This window comes from Daejeonella sp. AP26, from assembly GCF_056680515.1.
This window is the reverse complement of record NZ_CM155286.1, coordinates 4,456,270-4,481,682: the sequence shown is the minus strand read 5'-3', so window position 1 is coordinate 4,481,682 and position 25,413 is coordinate 4,456,270. Positions and strand designations below refer to the sequence as shown.

Here is a 25,413-nt window from a genome sequence, read left to right as displayed (position 1 = left end):
GGGCAAACTCACATGCATAATCTTATCGCCGTCAACGTTCATCGCTGGTTGTCCTTCTGCTGGAGGCATGTCCTTAAACCGGCTGATCATTGGAAACTCCCACCAAAAACTGATTTATAGAAATTAAAGGCTTCTTCACAGTTGCCATTAAAATTTAGATAGGGATTAATTTGTGCCATTTTGCTTTGTTATTGGTTAATCGTTGGTTAGTTTTTCGTTATTCCGTCACTCGGTCGATCGACAAATCGAAGACCGGAGATACAAAACAGAACCGTCCCTTATCTCAGCGAAGCACATCAATTACCGCAATTTTGCCCGGTCATATTGTACCGGCCACTTAATGTCCTGCTGTAATTGAGTAGCTGCATGTAACGGAAAATAAGGGTCGCGCAATAACTGACGCGCAAGAATGATCACATCTGCCTTTGAAGTATTCAGAATAGATTCTGCCTGTGCGGCAGAGGTGATGAGACCAACAGCACCGGTCAGGATGCCCGCTTCTTTTTTGATCTGTTCTGAAAACTGAACCTGGTAGCCGGGACCCACGGTGATCTTTGCGTTCGGGATGAGTCCTCCTGAAGAACAGTCGATCAGGTCAACGCCGATCTGTTTTAAAGTTTTAGACAGCTGTACCGACTGTGCGATGTCCCACCCTCCTTCCGCCCAGTCGGTGGCGGAGATCCGGATCATTAGAGGAAGATCGGCAGGCCATACCTTTTGCACCGCCTCCACTACCTCAATCAATAGGCGAATACGATTTTCAAACGAACCGCCATACTCATCGCTGCGCCCATTGGTTAAAGGCGACAAGAACTGATGCAGCAGGTATCCATGAGCCGCGTGGATTTCGAGAACTTTAAACCCTGCTTCCACTGCCCTCTCTGCAGCCGCTGCAAAATCAACGATTACGCCACGTATCTCTGTACTTGTAAGCGGCCTCGGTAACTGATCATTTTCACGGAAACCTATGGCGCTGGGCGCGAACGTTTGCCACCCACCTTCCTCTGGTTTTACAGAATGGCCACCCAGCCAGGGGGGAAGTGTACTCGCTTTCCTTCCGGCATGAGCAATCTGGATCCCCGCCAATGAATCATTCTGATGAATAAAGTTTGTTATTCTTCTAAGGTGGGGGATATGCTCGTCACTCCAGATTCCCAGGTCAGAAGCTGAAATTCTGCCTTCCGGTGATACAGCGGTGGCTTCCGCAATAACCAGCCCTGCCCCGCCGACTGCCCTGCTGCCCAGGTGTACCAGGTGCCAGTCGTTGGCAAAGCCTTCCTCACTTGAATACTGGCACATAGGAGATACCACGATGCGGTTTTTCAGCGTAAGGCTTCGAAGGTCAAGGGGGCTAAATAATAGAGACATAGTAAATCAGCTATGCCCTGATAACATTAATCCGCTAATCTGTGTTTTCAAAACATGAAGCACAATATTCTTATCATGATTGACAAGTATTCTATCACGATGGATCAAAGCATCTACCGGATAATTCGCGGCCGTCAAAACTGATGACTTAATTGTCAGCATTGGGTAATAATCATTGCAATAGTGCTCTCAGATCGATAAAGGTGCAGTATTGGAAAATGACTCATAACCCATTACTTTAGCAACTCCGGTTGTAACCGACGGCCATAAGCCATAGTACGGATGGTAAGTAGTAATACCCTTTGAATTTATAAGATAGAAATAGTTGCCTTGCTTCAGTAGTATATAACAGGATGCTTACAGGCTCAAGGTCCATCTAACTCTTACCACATTAACAAAATAAGTCCATATAAGAACATCGGCAAATGATAAAACACTGGCAACTTTAAGTGATTAGCACTAATCGGAAAAAATTAGGAAGTCCGTTCGAAGCCAGGGCGGATGAAGCACATTTACGTAAACACGGAGCTCTCCGGAGCGGGAGCCACTCACGAATCATTTCATAATCCACTATAATGCTACGGAGGGGAAACCTGTAAAGCGCGGAAGAGCGGTTAATGTTCCAAAACGTTAATTCTGTCGCCTGCGATGAAGATATTAATTCAAATAAGAAGTTATTAATTCATGTAAGCTATATCGAGTCAAAACAGCTCACACTGTCTTTATTCGCAAGAAACAGCTGAAATTTCCGAACCTTGCCCGGATATTTTCCGTATCAAAGGATTATGAGGATATTAATAGCCGAAGATGATGATTTAATGCGGAAAACAATAGAATTCCGTTTAAAGCGGGACGGCCATGAAGTTATCGTCACGAAGGACGGACGTGAGGCATTGAAGCAAATAGCAGAGCACATGCCGGATCTCATTATCACCGACATCATGATGCCCTACATTTCTGGATTGGAAGTTACAGGTGCGGTGCGTGAGCAGTATCATAGCAGAATTCCGATTATTGTACTTTCTAGTATGGGTCAGGAAGATGTTGTTATGGAAGCTTTTCAACTTGGTGCAGACGACTTCATCACTAAACCCTTTAGCCCCAATGAATTGTCACTGCGTATTAAAAGATTTGGCCTTTTGAAGGTCATGAATGTGGCCTAGTCTGGTTGACTCCTAATCACCTTGCTCAGTTGACGACCTTTCATCCAAACTTCTTTCACCTGGCCAACTTTGCGCTGATCGGCCTCGCTTTTTCCCTTATCATTTTCATTCTTGTTTCGATGTATGTAAGAGTGCAGCGAAACAGCAAACATCAGAAATGGAAGCTTATGGCCGACCTGCTGATCAGGAAAGCGATTTTCGCGGAAGAAGACGTTGATGGCGCCGAACTTAATGTGCCGGTCACGCCCCGATTTAAAAAACTGTTAAAGAACAAGCATTTTATAAAACTGCTGATCAGCGAGCTGACAAACGCCAAAAAGGCTGTAAGCGGCAGTTCGGGGTATAATCTTACCCAACTTTACCGGCAACTCAACCTGCAGGAGCATGCTTTAAACCGGCTCAAGAGCGACAAGTGGTATGTAAAAGCACCTGTAATCCAGGAGCTGTCTATAATGGGAATCAAGGAACACCTGACAAAAGTGTACCGGTACACCAATAATGCCAATGACCTGTTGCGCATGGAGGCGCAGATAGCAATTGTTAGATTCTCAGGCTTTGAGGGACTTCGCTTCCTGGATTTGGTTTCCTATCCTATATCCGAGTGGCAGCAAATAAAACTGCTGCATGAGCTATCTCAGGTACCTGCTGAAAATTTTAGCGGTATTGAAAAGTGGATTAAGTCTCCAAATAAGACCGTAGTTAGTTTCGCTCTGAAGCTTGCGCGGATCCACCACCGGTTCGAGCTGCATGATACGATCATTACCTGTTTAGCCGACGAGGACGAACAGGTAAGGTTACAGGCAATAAATACCCTGGGAGAGATCTACAATGAAGAAACATCCGATATTTTAATCAGAAGGATCTTAAAAGAGGCCCCGAAGCAGCAACTGGCTATTTTTCAGGTATTAAGGAATATAGGTTCAAACGATGATATTCCGGTCTTGATCGATCAGCTTGACAGTGACAATATAGCCCTGAAACAAGCCATAGCCCGGGCGCTTGCAAAGATCAGTACTGAAGGCTTTAACCGTTTAAACTTGCATCCTCAGGCCGACAGTTATCCCCTTAAGGATATCATCGGAGAGATAAAAATGGGATTAGTGGCATGAGCTTGTTTACTATTGTCATTGATTTGATTACTTATGGTCTTCTGGCCTATTCGGGAGGACTCTTATTATGCTATACCCTTATCGGGATCTTTTCGATAGGAGAAACAAAAAATTATCTTAAGAAAAACAGCTTTACAGATTACCGGATTCTGGCAGGTTCTACCGAAGCACCAAGCATGAGTATTTTGGCCCCCGCCTACAATGAAGGGGCAAACATCGTCGAAAACGTACGTTCACTTCTCTCAATTCATTATAATAACCTGGAGGTGATTATTATCAACGATGGTAGTAAAGACGATTCTTTAGAAAAACTAATTAAAGTTTATGATTTGCACAAAGTTGATTTTTTTGTCAATCAACAAATTCCTACTAAGAACATACGCGGCATCTATAAAAGCCGTAATAAGGTTTACCGTAAACTAATTGTTGTTGATAAGGAGAACGGAGGTAAAGCCGATGCACTCAACGTTGGTGTTAATATTGCAAAAAACAATTATGTAGTCTGTATAGATGTTGATTGCATTTTAGAACAAGATGCCCTGTTAAAACTCGCTAAGCCTTTCCTGGAGTATCCGGATTGCAGAGTTATCGCAACAGGAGGTGTAATACGTATAGCTAATAGCTGCGAGATCGAAGGTGGAAGGCTCATAAAAGTCAACCTTCCGAAACAATTCTTACCGAGGGTTCAGACGCTCGAATACATCAGGGCTTTTCTGCTGGGCCGTATGGCATGGAGCCGGTTTAACGGATTACTGTTAATTTCCGGGGCATTTGGCGCCTTTGATAAAGAAATTGTGATCAAGTGTGGCGGCTATGACCATAATACCGTCGGGGAAGATATGGAATTAGTGGTTCGGATGCGCCGGTACATGGAAGAGCTGAACCAGCCCTATAAAGTTGCCTTTATTCCTGATCCGCTGTGCTGGACCGAAGCGCCGGCAACATTCAAAATACTCGGCCGCCAGCGTAATCGCTGGACGCGCGGAACAATTGAAACGCTGCGTTTCCATAAAGTGATGTTCTTAAATCCCCGCTATGGGTTTCTCGGCCTGGTGAGTTACCCCTACTGGTTCTTTTTTGAGTTATTAGCACCAATAGTGGAGTTTTTCGGATTAATCATATTGCTCATTTTAAGCATTTCTGGCCTTGTTGACTGGGGCTTTTTTATAACTCTGCTTTCATTAATATTCAGCTTTGGTTTTTTGTATTCTGTGTTTGCCATCCTCATGGAAGTGGTGACCTACCATCAGTATAAGCGTCCAAAAGATATCCTGAACCTGATTTTAACCGCTTTCCTGGAACCTTTTACGTTCCATCCTTTTGTGGTTTGGTCAGCAATAATGGGCTTTGTGGATATTCTGAGAAAAAAGAACTCATGGGGAGAAATGACCCGCCAGGGATTTTCTACAGAAAAGAAAACGGAAAATGTAACCGCAGCCTAATCCTGAAGAAAACCAGTATATTGAACATTATTGATCTTTGAGGACCACACTCACTCTGCCGCTTCGTTCCATTATTATTTCTTTAACCTTCTCCAGATCGTCCACGTTAGCGTTAAGCAGTACATTTCCGTCAGGTCGCCATCCGAAAGCAGGCACTCCTTCAGACTGCCTGGCAGAAATTTCCCGTCTTTATAAAGCAGTGTTTCCTCAACTTTAATCCATCTGCTTAGCCCCTTACTATAAATGCTCAGCCAACCTAAAAGCGATGGGATAATAACAGTATTAAGCCGCCACAGACCGTGGAGACAAACGGCGAGGCGCCCCACTGCCCGGATTAAGATAGCTCCGCACAATGAAATTAAAAACTAAAACTTTGCCTTTCCGTTTTAACTAAATCATCAGTAAAAGCGGGAACAGTAAATCCGCTGGAATGCATTTCATCTTAATGCGATCACATTCCGGTAAAGTCAGAATGTTCTTACGTAACACTATCATGAAAAACTTAAAGTTTATTCTGTTATTGCTAATTCCGCTTTGTATCTTAACTGGTCAATGCAAACCTGTGGGGCCTTCTAGGCAAAATGCAAAGGAAGCGGCTGTAAAGAAATTGCTGGAAAGCAGAATGTACCAGTTCATACCTCAGACGGTACAACCGCAGGCTGGGCGCTCTATCCCGATCAGCAATTACGCGCTCACTGTCCGTAAAGAATCGTTATCCTCATACCTCCCTTACTACGGAGTCGCTCATTCAGCTCCAATTGATCCGGGGAAAGGTCCCCTCGATTTTACAGCCACTAAATTTGCCTACAGCAGCGAACCCGGTAATAGGGGGAATACGCTGATCCGTATTAAACTTGATAATGCAAGCGATGCCCAGGAGTTTATTTTCAATGTCTCACCAAGCGGCTATGCTAACTTAAATGTACGCTTCAACTCCAGGCAATCTATCTCCTTTTACGGCCAGATCAGAAGTATCCCGACAAAGCAATAAGAAAGCAGGCGGCAGATAATGTAAGAGCTTAGTACTTCACGTATTTCATTTACTTTTTGCAGATTTGATCATGAATCGGCTGGATCGTTTATCATCTACTTTAATTCAATTACAATCCCGAAGAAGGATCCGCGCACAAGACCTTGCCGAAAAGTTTGAGATCGGTTTGCGTACCGTTTATCGGGATATCAGAACATTAGAGCTGGCGGGCGTTCCTATTATTGGTGAAGCAGGGAAAGGCTATTCACTTGCCGATGGCTATAAATTACCACCTGTGATGTTTAGCCGGGAAGAAGTGACCGCTCTGATCACTGCTGAAAAGCTTCTGGGAAAGCTGGCTGATCAAAGCTCTGGTAGAAATTACAGCTCGGCAATGGACAAAATCCGCTCTGTACTGAAGGTCACCGAAAGAGAATTTGTAGAAAACATGCAATCCAGCATCGAGGTACTCCGTAGCAGGCCTCAGCGATACAATCCCCTGGTAACAGATCCTCTGCAAATAATCATTGCAGCCATCGCCGCCCGGAAAGTATTATCTTTGAAATATCTCCCCGCTTATGCCGAAAGTACAAGTGAACGCGATATAGAACCGGTTGGTATATTTTACCTCGACAACTTCTGGCACCTGATAGCCTACTGCCGCTTAAGAGAAGATTACCGCGATTTCCGCTTTGACCGGATGCACAATATACACCCCAAAGCCGAAAATTTCACCCCCTGTCATCCGCCGCTTAGCGACTTCATCAATACGATATATCCCGAAGTTCCACTGATCCCTATCACGATCAAAGTAAAGACCAGCGCTCACCGATACCTGGGTGAGCAGAAATATTACCAGGGATTGGTTGAAGAAAGGATTCTCGGCGAATGGGTGGAAATGAATTTCTTGTCGCCCGGAATTTCCAATTTCAGCTATTGGTTTCTCAGCTTTGCCGACGTCGCCCAGGTAATATCTCCTGAATCCTTACGAACCCACTTATTTGAAAGGCTTTTGATGATCGAAAAAAACTTACAGATAAAAGGATGAATCTTCTCTGCTGACATAGGGTTGTCATAGTTGGTTTACAACTTGCACCATAAATTAAAAACCATGGATATTATAGCGTTATTTAAAAAGGAAATGGAGCATGAAGCGAACACCACCCGCAAGATGCTAAAACTGGTAAGGCCGGAAGATCTGGATTACAGACCTCATCCTAAAAGCATGGTGATGAGAAGCCTTGCTGTCCATATTGCTGAACTGCCTGGCTGGACAAAGATGGCTTTGGAAACTTCAGAGTTGGACTTTGCGGCCATGGATTATACTCCCACGGTAATAGAAACAAATGATGATCTTCTGAAAGTTTTTGAAAAATCTTTAAGTGAGGGCATGGCTGCGTTAAATCAGGCTACCGAAGAATCTTTGCTTCCTGACTGGACGTTGCGTAACGGAGAAACCATATACAGCACCACAGCAAAACATGAAGTAATCCGTATGTCCTTTTGCCAAACGGTTCATCACCGGGCACAATTAGGTGTTTACCTACGCTTACTGAACATCCCAATTCCGGGCAGCTATGGCCCAAGTGCTGACGAGGAAAGTTTTAGTTGAAAGAGCACTTGTTTCTCGAAACATAATCGACTGTTGTAATACAATTTACAGCGTGCACAAGCGGGGTGTTTAACAATCCCCGCTTACCCAACTCTAATCTGGGCTGGAACGCCATCTATACCGTAATTCCGAAGCGGACTTACCGGTAAAATTAATCTTCCCTCGCCGCAAAAAATACTTCACCGGAGAAATTTGGGTATTTACCGATTTGTTAATGTTGCCTGCCAGTTTCGGATTGCCCGGCGTGCTTGCACGGGCTACATTTGAATAACAAATCAACGATACTTAAAATTTAAAACCATGAAAACTTTAAAAACAATCAGCACTCTATTTATTGCAGCACTGTCTTTTAGCGCCTTTGCCAGCGTATCACCAGACACAACCAGGGAAGCCGAATTAAGTAGTCCGACCCTGATAAGCAATCCACAAATGGAGTGGGGAAATCCGGGTGATGTCAATTCCTCAAGTGTCATCAAGTTGAAAAGCAGTCCTTACCTGTTATTTGAAGCACCCGCTATGATCTGGGGAAATCCCGGTGACTTAGACATCAAAGCTATTGAACGGTTAAAGAATGCACCGCTTGTTCCTGCGCCGGCAATGGTATGGGGAGATCCTAACGACAGCAATTTGTTTTCACTTGAGCAGTAATTCGTTTATAAATATAGAATCTATGCGATACTTCTTTTGCATCATCTGTCCGCCGTTAGCGGTACTTACAACCGGAAAACCTGGAGCGTTTATCTTAAGCGTCCTTTTGACGATATGCTTCTGGATACCCGGAGTTATTCACGCGATCCTGGTAGTAAACAACTATTACGCTGAGGGTCGGCATCACGAATTACTCCGCTATACCAGAAAGAAGACTGCTTAAAACGCTTTAAAAAATAGTACTTCGACATAGCGAATCGACCTAAACAATTACCTGCTTCAGGAGCGAGAGCCTTTTCATCAAAAAATCTCTCCCGTTCTCAAAAAATAATTGCTCTGCGAACTCCTTTATATCGAAACCTTCCGGTAAAACCACCACATCCCGGTTGTTCCTTGCATATCCGGGGAAATATCTGATCAGTTCCGCTTTAAATGCCTGGAGTCGCGTCACATTTTTACAGCACCATACCGGGTTGATTAGTCCATCAAAATCAGAACCTATACAAACTTGCTTTAAAGCTGTGCGGACGTCATAGCCGTTATCTCCTGCTACCCTAATGAGGTGCAGCAAGTGCGACATAAAGTGGCAAAGGTGATAAAAACTGGCGTCAGGGTTTACTACACCACCTGCAAGCACCTCCTCTGTGGTGATGCAGTAATAGTCGTTCATTTTTTGGCTGAGCGGTGCACGGCTGGCAAAGTATTTCAACTCCTCATTTGAAATATATTCTTCTTCGAAGGTAGTCTCATTGATTGCTACTGGCCGGCTGTCGGCTTCGGAGAAACCCAGTATCCGCTTATCCAGCGAAAGTCCAATCATGCCTCCTGAATTCAGTATCGCCATGATGTCCTCATCATAAAGATTGATACTGGAGGGATTGAAAGCCGTTACCGTAGGATAGGTCCCGTACTTTTTTGGCTTATTCCACAAAAGGTACGAAAAGTCTTTTCCACTTATCGATTGATGCTGAATATAATCCGGGATGTCATTATAAGTCAGACCCGTAAACCCCGCATGTGAGCAGATCAACGGCTGGTTGAGGGCTGCAAAATCAGGGCGCAGGCGAACATCTTCGATGAGCTTCCTCCTCGCTCCAAGACTCATATGCTTTATATCAATCAGGATGTTCCGGTTATAACAATGCCTGACTATCTCGATGCCGTCTTCTGAGATCTCCTTGCCACTGGGTTTGAAATCATCGGTGCTGACAAACAGGATTCCGTAAGCATGATTGCAAAACGGATATTGTTCCAGGTGGGTAATATTCAGGGCGATCACCGGGTAATTTGTGCAAAGGTCATCCAGGTTGCGCAGCACCTCTTCCCGGTTTATTGCATGCCGGTCGAGCGTTGATGATAACGTATGACATCCCTCAACCGTAAAAGCAACGTACAGAGACGAATTACCGTCCGGGTTATAAAGAACATCAGGAAGGAGCGGGATAACTTCTTTAGCGTTTATGCCAAACTGATCAGGATTAGTAAGCACCGCCAGGTCCTCCTTCACCAGGTCAGGATACGGGCGTAATGCCCCGGAGTTGATTTCTTCAAGGCGCCCCGGGTCAATATAGACCCTGAGTTTAGTCTTCAAAGCCTGCTTGTTCAACAGTCTACTTTCTGTCATCCCCCGTTCCGGAACGTACAGCGCAATGCATACAAGGTTACAGTCACCATCAAGCAGCTGCGCGGGATTGGATTGTGAACCCAGGATGCTCTTAAAATCGGTACACCAGCGCACAAACCAGCTGATCTTTTTGATGTCAATCAGCTGCCAGGGATTCGTTTTAGCTTCCCTGGTGCTAAGCATAGATTTCAAAGTGGGGTGCACATGCAGATCGAAGAAAGGCATCTGATTAAGGATTTAAACACGTTGGTGAGCTGAATGTTATGGTCGATAACATTCTGCTTATTAAACCTATAAATAAAAGGGCAGAATCATTAAGATTCAGAAGATTTTGGCTGATCAGATTTTCCAATAAATAATCTGTGAATCTGTGGTGAACCTTTTCGCAAACAAAATATCATTAACACAGATTACGAGATTTTCACAGATTATTGTCTGGTCGAACACTTCAAAGTCAAAAAGTTAGCCCGAAGCCAGTCTTCAAATTAATTTGCGGAGTTTTGCACGATATTTAAGAGTACAACGCAATTTGGAAGTAAGCAAAACAATTGAGCAGCAAGACGTTGCTGTATCTCATACCCTTAGTCCCAACCGCATTCGTTTGGCGGTTTCATTATTTTATTTCGGACAGGGAATCAGCTTTGCGTCATGGGCGAGCCGTATTCCTGATATTAAGTCCAGCCTGCAATTATCCGATGCAGTCCTGGGCAGCATTTTACTGGCATTACCGCTTGGGCAGCTACTAACGATGCCCATTTCCGGTCGGTTGGTTACCCGTTTTGGCAGTCGCATTGTCCTGGCGGTCTCCGTGCCAATATATGTTTTGGCATTAAGCAATATCGGCCTTGCTGCATCCGCATGGCAATTAGGGCTAATGTTATTCCTGTTCGGAGTAATAGGAAATATGTGCAACATCGCACTAAATACCCAGGGAGTTGAGGCGGAAAAGCTTTTTGCAAAACCAATTATGACTTCCTTTCATGGCGCATGGAGCATTGCAGGATTCAGCGGGGCATTAATTGGATTGCTCATGATCAACCTGCACGTCTCACCCTATCTCCATTTCTGGATAATTGCCATACTTATCTTCGCCAACGTATTCTTCAATTATAAGCACTTGGTACCGGGCAAAGGTACCGGCACATCTTCCGGATCAAGCTTATTTGTAAAGCCCGAAGGAGTTTTACTGCAGCTGGGAATTATCGGATTTTGCAGCATGGCAGCCGAGGGTGCCATGTTTGACTGGAGCGGAGTTTACTTTAAAGACATTGTCCAGGCACCTTCCTCCCTGGTGATCATTGGTTATGCATCCTTTATGGTTATGATGGCCCTGGGACGATTTCTTGGAGACGGTGTAATTGCCAAATTAGGCCGCAGGCAAACCATTCAAATCAGTGGCATAGTTATCTTTAGCGGTATGCTTATCTCCGTCGTGTTCCCGCTTATTATTCCGGCTACAATCGGCTTTATGCTCGTCGGCCTGGGAGTCTCAAGTATAGTACCTACCGTGTACAGTTCTGCAGGCAGAAATCAAAAGGTTTCGCCGGGCATGGCCCTGGCAATGGTTTCCAGCGTTAGCTATTTAGGATTTCTAATGGGACCACCCCTGATCGGCTATATTTCTGCACTCTCCAACCTGCGCTACTCATACGCGGTAATAGGCTGCTTCGGACTGCTCGTTACCTTCCTCGCTTCCAAAGTAAGGGCGTTGGATTAGGTAGGTTGTAGGTGTTAAAGCTTGCTATTGACAGAAATTCCATGACAATCTTCAAATCGCAAATCAAGCTAATTGCTGATACCGAATTGCTAACAGCTAATACCTAACAACTATATATTCTTAAAACTAGTACCTATCGCCAGGCATACGAATCCAACGAGTAGCAATACGTAGTTGTTTTCTGTGAGTACCGGGACATCAATATAACGACCTGCAATTCCAAGGATACCGGTTATCAAGCCAGTGTACCAGATAATTTTTGAGGGTGCCGAAGGTGCTTTCATAAATCTTGTTTAAGGGATGGTTTCCCTCTAAATGTAGCACAATATTTTAAAAGCAATCTTAGCAGTTAACTAATGGCCGACGCTGACGACTGAATATTGAAAGACAACAACTAAACCGTTGCAAACGCCCTGTTGACAATCAGCAAGTGCATGTCACTGAAACGCCCGGAACACCATTGTTTAAGATTCAACAGTTCCTCCTTTTGAAGCATCTTCAAGCCTTTCATTAATTCTTTCTCAAACAGCATTTTGTCGAAACTGACCTTCAGCAAAATTAATTTAACATATTCTAACATGGCTTTATAAACAGGTTATTCAGGTTTAAACAAGGTTTTTTAAGATGGTAATCTGCAATTACAAAACTAATACCGAAATATTAAGCTACTACGAAGAAGAGGTTATGATTAGGTGTTAAGTTTTGACTACCAGGCTTTAGAGATTAGAGATAAAGCGCATAACAGGCTTCAGAGGCAGTCCTTAGGATCTGAAAAGAGGTATGAAGTAACAAATCCCTCGCGTTTGCAAAATAATTGTTACCGAATCTTTTCCGGTGGTACCTCTTTTCAGGTAGACTAAATACCTCTGGTCTGTGTGAACATAGATAACCATTGAATTTTCCGGAATACTACCAAAAGTTAATATTTCTTTCATCCTTAGAAATCCGTGGGTTAAAAAACCTCGTTCATTGATTAATAAGTTACCTGATAACTAATAATTCCTAATCCAATCAATGTAAACACATGGAAAAAGAAAAGTACTCTGAGAAATCACTGTCGGTAGACGGTGATTTAACCGCCAAAAAAATGGCACGGCGCTCCTTTCTGCAATACACCGGTGCCGGTGTTGCAGCGGCAACCCTGATTATGGCAGGTTGTAAAAAAGATGGAAACATGATTATGGATGATGACGGTGTCGATCTTGGCAGCGGCGACATCGGTATCCTGAATTACGCCTATGCGCTTGAGCAACTGGAAGCGGCGTTTTACCTACAGATTGTTGCAACTCCTTACTCCGGCATTTCTGCGGATGAGAAAGCCTACTTCATCGATGTTTCACGCCACGAGGTTGCCCACCGGGAATTCTTTAAAAATGCACTTGGCAATAAAGCTATTCCCGCCTTAGAGGTTAACTTTTCGTCAATTGATTTTAGCAGCCGTAATAGTGTGCTTGCAACAGCAAAGGCATTTGAAGATCTGGGGGTATCGGCTTATAACGGTGCCGGACAACTTCTTGAATCTCCCGACTACCTGTTGCTGGCCGGTAAGATTGTTTCGGTAGAAGCACGTCATGCCGCATATATCCGCGATCTTATTCAGTGCGGAACTTTTGCCAACAGTGACGTCGTTGATGCAAACGGACTGGATGTGGTTCGTACACCGGCAGAGGTGCTGGCGATTGCCGGAACCTATATTAAGACTAAAATAAACGCAAGTAATTTACCTACTACCTAAACCGACGATCATGAATTTGATGAATATATTAGAAGAAATTGAAAAAGTGGATGCCGACGTGTACGATCGTTTAAGTCCGCGCAGAAGAGCTATGAAAAGCTTTTTCAACATGGGTTCTAAAGTCGCTCTTGCATCTGTACCGCTTGCGATGGGCTCAATGTTCAAGAAAGCTTACGGCCAGAGTCCTACTAAAATTTTAGAAGTACTGAACTTTGCCCTCACACTGGAACACCTTGAATACAAATTTTACGAACAGGGATGTGCAAAGGTCAGCATACCGGCCGGTTGCGACAGAGACTCAATTACTGTCATTCGCGAAGATGAAAAGCACCACGTAGCATTCTTACAGAAGGTGATCACCAGCCTGGGTGGTATGCCTGTTAAGCAGGCTAATTACGATTTCACGGCGAAGGGAACTTTCACGGATGTGTTTAGCAACTATGCAACCTTTTTAGCTGTGGCGCAGGCATTTGAAGATACCGGCGTACGCGCCTATAAGGGCCAGGCTGGTAACCTGATCGAATCAAATGAAGTCCTTACGGCAGCGCTGCGGATCCATTCAGTGGAAGCCCGTCATGCTGCCCACATCCGCAGCATGCGGAAAAAGCTGAATCACGCTGATGTGAAGCCTTGGATTACCGGCAAGGAAAGTGGCATCGGTGCACCAGCCCAGGCTATATATAACGGCGAAGAAATTGATAAGCAGGCAGGCATCACCATTACGAACATTAACGGCCAGGATGTCCCTTTCAACGCCGCTACAGAGAGTTTCGACGAGCCCCTGACTAAAGAACAGGTTGTTGCTATCGTCACTCCATTTTTCGCGTAAAATAACGCTGACAGGGTTTGAAACCCTGTCAGCGTTTTATAATTACCTAAACCGGCAACCTAAAACCAAAACAACTCCCCTTCCCTTTCTCGCTTTCAACCCAGATACTTCCTGAATGCCGTTCAATAATTTCTTTACAGATAAACAGCCCAATTCCCATACCCGATATAACCGGGTTAATCTCATCCACGCGGTGGTATTTCAAAAATAACTTGCTTTTCTGATCATCAGCTATCCCCATACCGTAGTCTCTTACCTCCACTGTAACCTCATCTCTGCTTGCGCTTAGTTTCACCTCAATGACCTCTGAAGAAGGAGCGTATTTAATAGCATTGCTAAGCAGGTTTGCCATTACCTGCTCGATCCGATGTTTATCCATGGACAGAATCAGCTGCTCAACATTCGATTCGAAACGAATCTGCTGACTGGCGTTCGCGTATTTTACTTGCTCTATAGATTCCTCCAACAGCGTTATTATGTCCACCTGCTCAAATTTGTAGTGAAGTCCTCCTGCTTCGATCTTTGAAACATCGAGCAGGTCGGATACCAATCCCGACAGCTTTTTCAACTGCTGAATGGCTTTAACCACAAAGCCTCTGTTCCGGTCGTCCGACTGCATCCTCTCCAATACCTGCAAATACCCGGTCAGGCTAGTTAACGGAGTTTTCAACTCATGACTGGCAACACTGATAAACTCGTCCTTCTTTGCAAGGGCAATCTCCAAACCTTTTTTTGCTTCCAAAGCATCAATCTCACTTCTCTGCGCTACCTTTTTTGCATTTACCAATTCGGTTACATTATAGCCAAGGGTCATGACAGAGCTCACCACGCCATTTTCAAAGATGGGATGAAATACAAAGTTTATATATATTGTATACCGCTCTGCAGCCTCATTTACAAGGTCTACCGCAGTTTCATTTCCATAGTAAGGTTTACCATTTGCATATACGTAATTCAGGATTTCCATAAACCCCTGCCTGATCACTTCCGGGAAAACATCAACGACCCGCTGCCCTATAATCCGTTCTGTTCTTGCCCAAAGCTTCAGGCTCTCCGCATTAGCAGTCTCCACAATAAAATCCGGACCTTTAACTACCGCCATTGCAATAGGCGCCTGCAATACGGTATCCCTGAATTTGGCCTCGCTGTCAAGGGCCCTCTTTTTTGCTCCCGCCTGTTCGGTGACATCTTTACACACTACAAGTACACCGATGATTTCATCGTCTGCCTCCCGGATCGCTGTATAGGAATAGTCAAAATAATGGGCCACACTAACGCCGTCCTTTTCGATGTAAGCCAGCGCTTCGTTGTCGATATGAGCCTTGCCGGTGATAAACACCTGCCTGAGCAATTCGGGGAAAGGCTGATCACGAAACTCAGGGAGGATCTGGACAAAGGTCTTTCCGAGGCTGCTGCGATCTTTGCCCCATAGATCGAGCAGAGCATCATTTGCATATGTAACTTTCAGCTCAATTCCTTCAAAGATCACAATTGGAAAAGGCGCAATCAAAAGTGCGTTTTCTAATATCCCTGCGAGGGTAGTTTTTCCGGAAACCTTGATATAATCGTCCATTTAGTCGCTTAAAATCAAACATAAACGAAAATGCCGGAAAATGCCGAAGAATACAAAAGTAATTATTAAGGAGTTACCAAAATAAACGGGGTCTGTTAGTTCTACAACCTCATTCCTAAACCTAAGAAACGGGACCTGATGTACAGAAAAGTACACATTTCCATTTATAATTGAGGATGAAAATGCATGGCTAGCGGGGTTAACACAGATAAGCAAGACATCCCAGGTATCAAATCACTCTGTCAGGTGGAAAAAATGGAAATATCTGCCTGCCAGCTAATACCCTATAAATGAATGGCATAGATTTTAATATATACAGCTTATAACGAGACACCAATATTCGGTCTTAAACCAGATCGAAGACCAAACTACCGGCGGTTTGAATAAATGAGGTGGACTATCATACAGAGCACAGATTTTAAAAAAATTATATAAAACATAAAATCACCTTGTAAAATTCAACGCCATGAAAAAGTTAATCTCCTTATTTAAAGTTTCGAAAGAGCAGTCAAAGTGCTTAAGCTCATTTCTAAAGATCGAGTTCAAAGAAGAACTGGTCGACATTTATATGCCGCATGTTGGCGGTTATAAGTCAGGCAGCAGAACCAAGATGGCCAGGTAATAAGTTTCCAATTGATAGATTACTTTCTTAATTTACTGAATGGTTAAACAATTACCTTGAATGTTCCAATTAAAAACCCATCGCTTTCAGAAGCTGATTATATGCATTACCCCCGGGTGGGAATCCAAAACGTCCCACCCTTTTTTAATCTAAATCGGCAACCTGATCCTAAACTGATTATGCTTTTTTAAAAACGGAGATTTGTTATATTCGATTTTAAAAAAACATTATATGTTAAAGATTTACCCTGCAAAAGAGATCGTCTTGCTGCCCGCATTATCTGTTATCCTATGTGTTCTTTTTGTTTTTGCAGGCCCCTTGATTATTGTTGCACAAAGCAAGGTTGCTAAGCGTGCCTCTGTTTATGTAAAAAAATCAAATACAGTCGGCCTCATCTATGGAAAATATAGTTGCACTGCTTCAAAATACCGTAACGGTTCTTATGAATTTATTCCACGCGGTTCCTTTACTATTTCCAAAAACGGTAAATACACCTACCACGGATTTGAAAAGCCCAGCAATGGAACCTTTGTAGTTGACGATAAAGGAAACTTATTGTTTAAAGGTGGATATCTCGATGGCGGAAAAGCGGAGAAGATTGACCGGCCAAATAAATTCTTCCTCGTTTTCCCGGCAAACCCCGACAATCGTTGGACGGCCAGCTTAGTCAAATAACTTCAATCAGAATAATCTTAGCTCCCGGGAAATATTATTTTATTTAATAATTTTCAGAGTTCTTTGTCCAGTCCTGATAGGTCATTTCAAACTTGATCTCACCATTACCATGTGTCCCAATCTCCGTCCAGCCTGCCTTCCTGTAAAAAGCCTCAGCTCTTGTCTTTGGTGAAGTTCCCAACCAAACATTGTGCGCAGTCTGCTTAAAATACCAGTCAAGCATGATGTCGTGAAGCTGTTTGCCGATACCCCTTTTCTCAAAATCCGGGCTTAGAAATAAAGCCCAGATATTATGCTCTTTCAGGTCAACAATGGCAAACCCAACGATTTCATTGTCGATTTTGCAGACCCAACCTTTTCCTCTGACTGTTAGGAATTCTTTGCAATCTTCGTCAGTCACCAAATCAGGGTTTGACAGAGTATTCTCTTTGACCGAATTCCTTACTACTTGAATTTGCTTTATATCGTCAATGTTCGCTTCTCTGATTTTCATCACCTGATTAATAAAAACTGAACAAAACGCTGACAGGGTTCCTAACGCTGACAGGGTTTCAAACCCTGTCAGCGTTAAGATTTTTTAAAAGGGGATTTTAACACTTATTGCAGGATGTGCTTTAGCATACCTACTGGTTCCTCTTGGGAAGTCAATAACCTGACTACTAACACTGACCCGGGCCGCTCTCCTGGCATTTCGTCCGGAACTGATAAAAACAGGAATACTCACCAGGTCAGCAACGATTCCAGCTACCATGATGCCTCCGTAAACATCAGCTTTGGTATTACTTTCAAAAAGGTCCCAGTATTTGCTGAAGCCAATACCGCCACCTACCGCCATCGCCGTTCCTACACCGAGCAGCACCCAGCCGGTTTTCTTTTGACTCTTGCTTTTTTGGAGGTAATACTCTCTGGAACCCGCAGGCGCCTGACTGAAGGATTGGAATCCGAATAATAAGAGGATCAGGCAAAGAATGATGCTTTTCATAAGATATCTTTAATCCATAGTCGTTAATAGATATTTTGTTCTTTCCACCTATATGAATTTTAGGCTAAGAGATGAATTAATCATTTCAACAGTTTTATACCGACAGTACAAAATTCTTCTCGTCTTTACCTCGGATTAAGTAAGACTTATATTAAGATAAGCAATTTTCAGAACTGTATAGAATTTTAACCGGACAATATTTCCTTGCTGTCTCCAGACGGCAGTTCTGACGAATTAAAAATATTGCGAACGGTAAACCAAACAAGATGGTTTCACCGGAAAAGCTGATCACATCTTTGATACTGACTTTAAGAACTACACGACAACATAGAACAACCAGCTTTTTGCGTCGCCCAGTCAGGACGCAGCTCGAAAAACTCGTCGTATTTTGTGGAATAAGGGTGTTTCAGAGCTCGCTGTAATTTCAGGAACAGTTCATCATTGCCTTTTTCAAGTTCTTCAATGGCCATATGCAAAAGGTAGTTCCGTAAAATAAAACGCGGGTTTGCCTCTCTCATTCGGGCTTGTGAATCTTCCCTGCTGCAGGTGTTGGCCTTAATTCTTGCCTGGTATGCCTTCATCACTTTAGAGAGACTCTCGCTTTCTGCAGGATTAAGCTCGTTATAGAAGCTAGCGCGGAAATATGCGGTTAGCTCATTCTCACCCTCAACATCCAGCGGCAGATCTATCAGCAGCTGATAAAAGATCGTCATATCAGGCTGAATAAATATCAGCACCTTCTCAAGGTCGGTAATCAGCGGGGCATCCGTTTCTTTTACCACGTCAAGACCCAGCTTGGCGCCCATCATGGCATAAAAGCGGGTGCCATAATTGACTTCAAAGGACTTTAACTTTTCAGACAGCTTTTCCGTTTCCGGTATCAATGGCGACAATGCATTCGCCAGGCAGCTCAGGTTCCAGTAGGCAATAGCGGCTTGTTGTCCGAACGCGTATCTTTTGCCGGGCAGATCAGTGGTGTTGGGCGTAAATTCAGGATCGTAATTATCCAGGAAAGAGAACGGGCCGTAATCAATGGTCAGTCCAAGAATGGACATGTTATCGGTATTCATTACTCCATGTACAAAACCTACCCTGGTCCATTCCACCACCATCGCTGCCGTTCGGTCAACTACCTCCGCAAACCAATCGAGATATTTCTCATCGTCCTGAATATGCGGATAATACCGTGCAATCGTCCAGTCAGCCAGTGTTTTCAGGTTTTCCGTCTCATTCCGGGCAGCCAGCATCTCAAAATTCCCGAAACGAAGGAAGCTTGGTGCGGCGCGCATCACAATGGCCCCTGGCTCATAAGCCGGCTGACCGTTATAAAACATATCACGCATCACCTGGTCGCCTGTAGTGACCAGGCTTAACGCCCTGGTGGTCGGTATACCGAGGTAATGCATGGCTTCGCTCATCAAATACTCGCGCACCGAAGACCGCAATACAGCCCGGCCATCCCCTCTTCGCGAATAGGCCGTAGGTCCGGCTCCCTTTAACTGGAGTTCCCAGCTATCACCCTGCGGTGTCGGCCATTCCCCCAGCGTGATCGCACGACCGTCACCCAGCTGTCCGGCCCAATTACCAAACTGGTGCCCGGCATAGGATGCGGCATAAGGGCTCATGGAAGAAGTAACCAGGTTACCACCCAATATATCCTGTTCCTTTTCATCCGGCGCTGCAATACCCAGTTCCATAGCCAGCTCATCCGACCAGGCTAAAAGCATCGGTTTGGCTACAGGGGTTGGGGTCGTTTTACTGTACAAAACACCGGGTGTCTGCCTGGGCTGCAGGCTGCCACTATCATCACCGGGGAAAGTCTGGACGAAATCATTCGTAAAGGTCTTGGAGCTTAAACTTTGCATAGGTTCAAAAGTAGAAAGCTTTTGGCCCATTTGTGCAATTAAGCGGTCATAAACAGATTCTCCGTTTCCGTCAACGCTGACAGGGTTTCGTCAACGCTGACAGGGTTTCGTCAACGCTGACAGGGTTTCGTCAACGCTGACAGGGTTTCGTCAACGCTGACAGGGTTTCGTCAACGCTGACAGGGTTTCAAACCCTGTCAGCGTTTATATTAAAACCGGATCGTAAACTCCGTACAACCTTCCCTCACCGTCTTTAGCGAACACTCAAAACCGTGATTCATCAGTATCTCCCTGACCAGCGTCAGTCCAATCCCCTGCCCGTCTTTCTTCGTGCTGAAGAATGGATTAAACAGATTATCTGCGGCTTCGGGTGAGATCCCCTTTCCTGTATCTGTAATGGTCAGCATTTTCTTTGCCGGATCAGTCTTCAACCGAATCTCGCCTTTACTTTCTACGGCCTCCGCTGCATTCTTCAACACATTGATCAGCGCCTGCTCCAGCTGCTGCTCATCAGCCGTGATGTAGAAAGGTTCGTCGGGAATATCAATGAGTAATTCTACCTCATTCTCTCCGGCCTTGAAAGCCATCAACGCCACTACCGACCGAATGAAGCGGTGAAGATCCAGCTGCTTCTTACTGGGTTCAGGCAGTTTCACCAGGTCGGCAAAATTCCGCATGAAGAGGTTCAGGTTCTGATTCCGTTCATAGGCTACCTGCAGAGCTTCGTTCAAAAGCCCGTCACCTTCCTTCCATAGGGCTTTCGCCTGTAAGGCGGACTGTATGATGGAGTTCACCGGACCAATGGTATTATTCACCTCATGGGCCATCATGCGGATCACTTTGCCATAAGCGTTCTTTTCCGCTGCCAGGATTTCCGCAGTCAATTCTTCAATCATGATAAAACTGCGTGAAAATCCCCGGTCAATAAAGTGCGAGCGCTGAATCTTAAAAGTCTCCGTGCCGTTCAGCTTGACTGTCTTGTTCTCGCCGGTTTTCAGCTCAGCAATCTGCCTGAAGAGCTCATGATCCAAGGCACGGACCTCCTGCCTGAGTACTTCATTCTCAGCAAGATTTAACACCTGCAGAGCCCGTGGATTGACCTGCTGAACCCGGTCATCATAATCCAGGATAATGATCCCGGTGGGTGAAGTATGGATCAGCTTCTCCAGGAAGAAGTGCTGCTGTTCCTGCCGGGTACGCTCGCCCCGAAGCTGGTCGATCATCTGGTTGTACACCCCGATCAGCTGGTCGACCTCGTGCTTGCCGGTAGAAAGAAACTTAACATTAAAATCCTGGTCTTTGATCGCACTCAAGCCATCCATCAACGTCTTCAGCGGCTGGATTAGCTGCCGGTACAAACTCCAGGAAATGAGCAGGGAAATAATTATAAAGACTTCGGCCACGAGGAACAGGAGCTTGTCCTTTTCAAAGATAAAATAGGTCAGCACCAGGGTAACCAGGTGCAGGATCCCAACAAATATAATATACTTAGTCCTCAGCCTCATCGTAAGGTATGGCGTATTTGTCGAGCCGGCGGTATAACGAGCTGCGCGTCAGGCCCAGGGACTTGGCTGCTTTGCTGATCTTGTTCTTATGATAGTCTAAAGCCTGTTTGATCATCTGCACTTCCATTTCCTCCAGGGTCACTGATCCCACGCCGGGCATCTGGATGCTTCCCTTTTGCACCGGCGACAACTCTACCTGCGCCCGGATATCCTCAATATCGAGCTGATCATTCCTGCTGACCAACACTGAGCGTTCTACCAGGTTTTTCAGCTGCCGTATATTTCCAGGTAAGGGCAGCTGCTGAAGCCACTTCATCGCCCGCGGGGTGATCGAAAGGTCAGGGCGGTTATAGATCTCTTTCAGGTTCTTAATAAAGTAGTTTGCCAGCAGTGGAATATCTCCCGGCCGCTCGCGCAGTGCCGGCAGGTAAACGGTGATCAGGTTGATCCGGTAAAGCAGGTCTTCGCGGAAGCCGCCTTTCTGCACCATCTCGTGCAGGTTCTTATTAGTGGCGCAAACCACCCGTATGTCCACCGTCTTGGTACGACTGCTGCCCAGCACCTCGTAAGTACGGTCCTGCAGCACCCGCAGCAGCTTTACCTGGCTCCCCGGATCCAGGTCGCCGATCTCATCTAAAAAGATCGTCCCCTTATTAGCCATTTCAAAGCGGCCCATCCGGTCAAAGCGGGCGTCGGTAAAGGCACCGCGAATATGACCAAACATCTCGCTCTCAAACAGCGAGGTCGAGATCCCGCCAAGGTTCACTTTGATAAAAGGTTTATTGCGACGCAGACTGTTCTGATGAACAGCTTCCGCGATCAGCTCCTTGCCGGTGCCACTTTCGCCCATCACCAGGATAGAAGCATCCGTAGGCGCTACCCGGCCTATCGTCTCGAGGATCTCCAGCATACGCGGATCTTCGCCGATGATCTGTTGAAAATCATAGTGTTTGTCCAGCTCCTTTCGGTTCAGACTTTTACCTTTCGGCACTTTCAGGTCGAGCGAGGTCTTTACCGATTGCAGTAAATGCGTATTATCCCAGGGCTTGTTGATAAAATCACTGGCGCCCATCTTCATCCCCTTTACGGCCAGTTCAATGCTGCCCCAGCCAGTGATCAGGATCACAGGCACCAGGGAATTTTTCTCCCTGATCTTTGCCAGCAGCGTTATCCCCTCTTCGCCTGAGGTATCAATAGAAAAGTTCAGATCAAGGATGATCAGTTGCGGATTATGCTTACTGATGACAGTCAGCGCTTCCTCAGGTCCCGCAGCGCTCATTACCGCATAGCCTTCGTTCTTTAAGAGCAAAACGAGCGACGTTCTTACGGCAATATCGTCATCAATAATCAGTATCATATGCGGGTTCAAGGTCGTAATTATTCTTCATGTAATGCAACAGCGGGATAAATTGCCGCCGCCTGTTTGCCCGGGTAAAGCGAGCAAATAAATACCAGCAGGTAGATGAACAGCACCGATCCGATCAGCGCAATGATATAAACCATGGCCGGCAGGTCGAACACATTCAACAGGGGAAATTGTATGGCGAAGAAAGACCCAATGATCATGGAGAAGGTTGCCAGGATCAGCGCCTCCCACACGATCTGCGAAGATACGCCGCTGCCGGTAGCTCCCAGTGCCCTGCGCAGGCCGATCTCCCCGCGCCGCTTATTGATGTTATACCAAAGCACGCCAAACAGTCCCAAAGCCACGTTGATGATCAGGAAACCGGCCACAATCGAAAGGATGATCATCGGCACCAGGGTCATCTTGTTGATGCTGGTTCGTTTGTTTGCCAGATGCTCGATCTCCACATTTGCATTGTTCAACGAGTTTGCCAGCGTTTTATACAACCGGCTCTCGAAAGCGGCATCCGCAGATGGCCGTACCCTGATCAGCATGTTCCCGGCATCCCGGTAAGCCGTGGTATCCATCCGTTTGTACACTGCCATTGCCGGACTCTGGTAATCGCCGTTAAACTTGATATTTTCTACCACGCCGATGATCTTAAGCCGTTCGCTGGCTTTCGCCGGATCACCCAGGAACTTACCGACAACCGGCATATCGCCGAACCCCTTTTCCTTCAGGGCCCGGTTAATCACGATGTTTCTGGTGCCGGGAACTGCATCCTGCTTATTATACCAGCGGCCTTCCGCAATCTTTAAATTTAAAACAGTCGGATAGCTATCGTCACTCCAGAATTCGTTGATCTGACTGATATGCTTGCCGTTGACATCCATACTATTGTTCATGGTCGATTCGCTGAAAGGGATATTCACGCTGGCATACGTCACTTCGCTTACTTCGGGCATGGATTTAATGTTCCTCTTTACCGTTTCATAGAACAGGGCCAGCGAATCCGCATTGGTAGTTTTCACAGGATTGCTGAAGTTAACAGCCAGCACCTGCTCATAGTCCAGCCCCATGGGCTGCTTGTAATTGTCCCATGCGTACACGCCGAAGGTGAAGACGGCGAAGATCACCATGAAGGAAAAAAGTATTTCGGAGATCAGTAAGAAGTTCTGCTTCTTTTTATTCCAGATCAGTTTTAATAAATGCTTGAACATAATATGGTCTTTACAGGTGATTAGTTATTTTGTCGGAGTGCGGTCACCACGTTCAGTTTAGACATACGCCATGCAGGATAGACTCCGGAAAGAAGGCCGAAGAAGATACAGGTGGCCAGCGCATAAAGCAGCACCGTGAAATTGATCGTCAGGTTGAGGTTGTCGATCAGCTGCGCATTATTGATCAGCGCGATAACAATAAAGGTGAGTACTACCCCAATCAGTCCGCCGATCAATGTGAGGATCAGGTTCTCAACGATGAACTGGTAAACCAGCGTGCGCGAAGATGCGCCAAAGGCTTTTCGCACGCCAATCTCTGACGAACGCTCCATAATGCGAGTGATATTGATGTTCACCAGGTTGAGTGTCGGCAGCAGCATCACCAGCAGCGCAAAAAGGGATAGTGCGGTGATCACAATGGCAATGCCCGAGACGTCTTCATTACCCAAATTGACATAGCTCTCGAAGTAGGAGTTGGCGTGACTATACATATGCGTGAACTCTTTTCTTTGCATAGGCATCTTACTAATCATTTGCTCATATTCACGGCTCATGGCAGGTAGATCATCTTTGTTCTTTGCCAGGAGAATTCCGATATATTCGCCGCTATAGTTCTTGTCCTTATAGTCGCCCTTTGAAACGGTATAAGGCAGGTAGATGTCTGAATAGAATTGGTAGGCCGTAACGGGTACACTCTTCACCACCCCGCTGATGCGATATTTTACGTTGTCGGCCTCAATATACTTGCCGACCACGCTACCTACATCGCCAAAATACTCCTTCTTAATATCTTCCGATATAACGGTCACCAGTTCCGCGTTCGCGATCTGCTGCTTGCTGAAGGGTTTGCCTTCCAGGAACTCATATTCCAGCACATCCCAGTAGTCGGCATTAGTATACTTGTAGTCGATCACGATCTTCCTGTTATTCAGGTAGGTGTTTGTCGAACGGTAGAGCGACGATATCGCGACCTTAACCGGGGTCTTCAAACTGCCGGCATAATGATCCAGGAAGTAGAACGATACAGGGCCTGTATTCCGTCCATCCTTCATTCTTTGTTCTAACTTATTGATGTATAATGAACGCCCGCGTTTAGCATCCGGGTAGGGATCATTAACCAGTTTATCAATAAATGCGGTGGCAACCATCAGGATGGTCAGCGTAAAGCTGATCCCGAAAAGGCTGATGAACGTGAAGAACTTCCGGCGCTTCAGTACCGCTATGGCTATTTTAAAGTAATTTCTTAACATGGGTTTTCTATTAATTGCGATCAAAAAAACTAAAGAGGGGCACCACAGATACACAGATTTTTACAGATTAATTATTCTTAAAAAACAGAAATTAAATTTGCCCGGCTCCCATTGGTCTTTATATCTGCACCATTCAACATCTTTTTAAATCTGTGTATC

Annotated in this window: 25 protein-coding genes; 13 read left to right on the top strand and 12 right to left on the bottom strand. The window is 45.3% G+C overall.

Annotated features, from left to right (window positions below; all coding sequences use genetic code 11):
- Nucleotides 1-300: 300 nt before the first annotated feature.
- Nucleotides 301-1,368, bottom strand: a complete 1,068-nt coding sequence (gene namA / locus AC1MCB_RS19095; protein ID WP_479966317.1) for an NADPH dehydrogenase NamA — start codon at nucleotides 1,366-1,368, stop codon at nucleotides 301-303.
- 785 nt (nucleotides 1,369-2,153) lie between these two features.
- On the opposite strand from namA, the gene AC1MCB_RS19090 reads away from it, so the two are divergent.
- The 8 genes from AC1MCB_RS19090 (at nucleotide 2,154) to AC1MCB_RS19055 (ending at nucleotide 8,535) form a co-directional block, all read left to right on the top strand.
- Entirely contained in the window at nucleotides 2,154-2,531 is a 378-nt protein-coding gene (locus AC1MCB_RS19090) for a response regulator transcription factor (protein ID WP_479966316.1), read from the top strand.
- 29 nt (nucleotides 2,532-2,560) lie between these two features.
- Nucleotides 2,561-3,640, top strand: a complete 1,080-nt coding sequence (locus tag AC1MCB_RS19085) for a HEAT repeat domain-containing protein (protein ID WP_479966315.1) — start codon at nucleotides 2,561-2,563, stop codon at nucleotides 3,638-3,640.
- A complete protein-coding gene (locus tag AC1MCB_RS19080; RefSeq protein ID WP_479966314.1) occupies nucleotides 3,637-5,082 on the top strand; it encodes a glycosyltransferase family 2 protein in 1,446 nt (481 codons plus the stop codon). The genes AC1MCB_RS19085 and AC1MCB_RS19080 overlap by 4 nt, the downstream gene beginning before the upstream one ends.
- A gap of 493 nt (nucleotides 5,083-5,575) precedes the next feature.
- A complete protein-coding gene (locus AC1MCB_RS19075) occupies nucleotides 5,576-6,073 on the top strand; it encodes a DUF4251 domain-containing protein (RefSeq protein WP_479966313.1) in 498 nt (165 codons plus the stop codon).
- Between the two features lie 70 nt (nucleotides 6,074-6,143).
- Nucleotides 6,144-7,100, top strand: coding sequence for a helix-turn-helix transcriptional regulator (locus tag AC1MCB_RS19070; protein ID WP_479966312.1), 957 nt, complete (start codon nucleotides 6,144-6,146; stop codon nucleotides 7,098-7,100).
- A 63-nt stretch (nucleotides 7,101-7,163) separates the two neighbouring features.
- On the top strand, nucleotides 7,164-7,664 hold the full coding sequence (locus AC1MCB_RS19065) for a DinB family protein (RefSeq protein WP_479966311.1): 501 nt from the start codon (nucleotides 7,164-7,166) through the stop codon (nucleotides 7,662-7,664).
- 300 nt (nucleotides 7,665-7,964) lie between these two features.
- Nucleotides 7,965-8,312, top strand: a complete 348-nt coding sequence (locus tag AC1MCB_RS19060) for a hypothetical protein (protein WP_479966310.1) — start codon at nucleotides 7,965-7,967, stop codon at nucleotides 8,310-8,312.
- 22 nt (nucleotides 8,313-8,334) lie between these two features.
- On the top strand, nucleotides 8,335-8,535 hold the full coding sequence (locus AC1MCB_RS19055; protein WP_479966309.1) for a YqaE/Pmp3 family membrane protein: 201 nt from the start codon (nucleotides 8,335-8,337) through the stop codon (nucleotides 8,533-8,535).
- A 39-nt stretch (nucleotides 8,536-8,574) separates the two neighbouring features.
- Here the strand turns inward: AC1MCB_RS19055 and AC1MCB_RS19050 are convergent, their stop codons facing one another.
- Nucleotides 8,575-10,161 (bottom strand): membrane dipeptidase, encoded by a 1,587-nt coding sequence (locus tag AC1MCB_RS19050; RefSeq protein WP_479966308.1) that lies wholly within the window; start codon nucleotides 10,159-10,161, stop codon nucleotides 8,575-8,577.
- Nucleotides 10,162-10,465: 304 nt separating this feature from the next.
- Between AC1MCB_RS19050 and AC1MCB_RS19045 the strand changes: the two genes are divergently transcribed.
- The gene (locus tag AC1MCB_RS19045; protein WP_479966307.1) at nucleotides 10,466-11,653 is read left to right on the top strand and encodes an MFS transporter; all 1,188 of its coding nucleotides are present in this window, start codon (nucleotides 10,466-10,468) and stop codon (nucleotides 11,651-11,653) included.
- Nucleotides 11,654-11,763: 110 nt separating this feature from the next.
- On the opposite strand, the gene AC1MCB_RS19040 is transcribed toward AC1MCB_RS19045, so the two are convergent.
- Nucleotides 11,764-11,937: a hypothetical protein gene (locus AC1MCB_RS19040; RefSeq protein ID WP_479966306.1), complete on the bottom strand. Its 174-nt coding sequence runs from the start codon at nucleotides 11,935-11,937 to the stop codon at nucleotides 11,764-11,766.
- Between the two features lie 110 nt (nucleotides 11,938-12,047).
- Nucleotides 12,048-12,233 carry a hypothetical protein gene (locus tag AC1MCB_RS19035; protein ID WP_479966305.1) on the bottom strand — a complete coding sequence of 62 codons (186 nt, stop codon included), beginning with the start codon at nucleotides 12,231-12,233 and terminating at the stop codon, nucleotides 12,048-12,050.
- Nucleotides 12,234-12,677: 444 nt separating this feature from the next.
- On the opposite strand from AC1MCB_RS19035, the gene AC1MCB_RS19030 reads away from it, so the two are divergent.
- Together AC1MCB_RS19030 and AC1MCB_RS19025 are read left to right on the top strand one after the other, a co-directional pair.
- The gene (locus AC1MCB_RS19030) at nucleotides 12,678-13,388 is read left to right on the top strand and encodes a ferritin-like domain-containing protein (RefSeq protein ID WP_479966304.1); all 711 of its coding nucleotides are present in this window, start codon (nucleotides 12,678-12,680) and stop codon (nucleotides 13,386-13,388) included.
- A 10-nt stretch (nucleotides 13,389-13,398) separates the two neighbouring features.
- Entirely contained in the window at nucleotides 13,399-14,217 is an 819-nt protein-coding gene (locus AC1MCB_RS19025) for a ferritin-like domain-containing protein (protein WP_479966303.1), read from the top strand.
- A 46-nt stretch (nucleotides 14,218-14,263) separates the two neighbouring features.
- On the opposite strand, the gene AC1MCB_RS19020 is transcribed toward AC1MCB_RS19025, so the two are convergent.
- Nucleotides 14,264-15,790 carry a sensor histidine kinase gene (locus AC1MCB_RS19020; protein ID WP_479966302.1) on the bottom strand — a complete coding sequence of 509 codons (1,527 nt, stop codon included), beginning with the start codon at nucleotides 15,788-15,790 and terminating at the stop codon, nucleotides 14,264-14,266.
- Between the two features lie 466 nt (nucleotides 15,791-16,256).
- Between AC1MCB_RS19020 and AC1MCB_RS19015 the strand changes: the two genes are divergently transcribed.
- Both AC1MCB_RS19015 and AC1MCB_RS19010 read left to right on the top strand, forming a co-directional pair.
- Entirely contained in the window at nucleotides 16,257-16,412 is a 156-nt protein-coding gene (locus AC1MCB_RS19015) for a hypothetical protein (RefSeq protein ID WP_479966301.1), read from the top strand.
- Nucleotides 16,413-16,643: 231 nt separating this feature from the next.
- On the top strand, nucleotides 16,644-17,087 hold the full coding sequence (locus AC1MCB_RS19010; protein ID WP_479966300.1) for a hypothetical protein: 444 nt from the start codon (nucleotides 16,644-16,646) through the stop codon (nucleotides 17,085-17,087).
- Between the two features lie 43 nt (nucleotides 17,088-17,130).
- On the opposite strand, the gene AC1MCB_RS19005 is transcribed toward AC1MCB_RS19010, so the two are convergent.
- From AC1MCB_RS19005 to AC1MCB_RS18975, 7 genes are all read right to left on the bottom strand, one after another.
- Complete coding sequence (locus AC1MCB_RS19005; protein WP_479966299.1) at nucleotides 17,131-17,580, bottom strand: GNAT family N-acetyltransferase; 450 nt, start codon at nucleotides 17,578-17,580, stop codon at nucleotides 17,131-17,133.
- A gap of 84 nt (nucleotides 17,581-17,664) precedes the next feature.
- A complete protein-coding gene (locus AC1MCB_RS19000; protein WP_479966298.1) occupies nucleotides 17,665-18,069 on the bottom strand; it encodes a hypothetical protein in 405 nt (134 codons plus the stop codon).
- A gap of 308 nt (nucleotides 18,070-18,377) precedes the next feature.
- Complete coding sequence (locus AC1MCB_RS18995; RefSeq protein WP_479966297.1) at nucleotides 18,378-19,964, bottom strand: protein adenylyltransferase SelO; 1,587 nt, start codon at nucleotides 19,962-19,964, stop codon at nucleotides 18,378-18,380.
- A gap of 179 nt (nucleotides 19,965-20,143) precedes the next feature.
- Nucleotides 20,144-21,439 carry a sensor histidine kinase gene (locus AC1MCB_RS18990; RefSeq protein ID WP_479966296.1) on the bottom strand — a complete coding sequence of 432 codons (1,296 nt, stop codon included), beginning with the start codon at nucleotides 21,437-21,439 and terminating at the stop codon, nucleotides 20,144-20,146.
- On the bottom strand, nucleotides 21,423-22,796 hold the full coding sequence (locus AC1MCB_RS18985) for a sigma-54-dependent transcriptional regulator (RefSeq protein ID WP_479966295.1): 1,374 nt from the start codon (nucleotides 22,794-22,796) through the stop codon (nucleotides 21,423-21,425). Before AC1MCB_RS18985 ends, AC1MCB_RS18990 begins: the two co-directional genes overlap by 17 nt.
- Nucleotides 22,797-22,816: 20 nt before the next feature.
- On the bottom strand, nucleotides 22,817-24,004 hold the full coding sequence (locus AC1MCB_RS18980) for an ABC transporter permease (RefSeq protein WP_479966294.1): 1,188 nt from the start codon (nucleotides 24,002-24,004) through the stop codon (nucleotides 22,817-22,819).
- Nucleotides 24,005-24,024: 20 nt separating this feature from the next.
- Nucleotides 24,025-25,254 carry an ABC transporter permease gene (locus AC1MCB_RS18975; RefSeq protein ID WP_479966293.1) on the bottom strand — a complete coding sequence of 410 codons (1,230 nt, stop codon included), beginning with the start codon at nucleotides 25,252-25,254 and terminating at the stop codon, nucleotides 24,025-24,027.
- Between the last annotated feature and the right edge of the window lie 159 nt (nucleotides 25,255-25,413).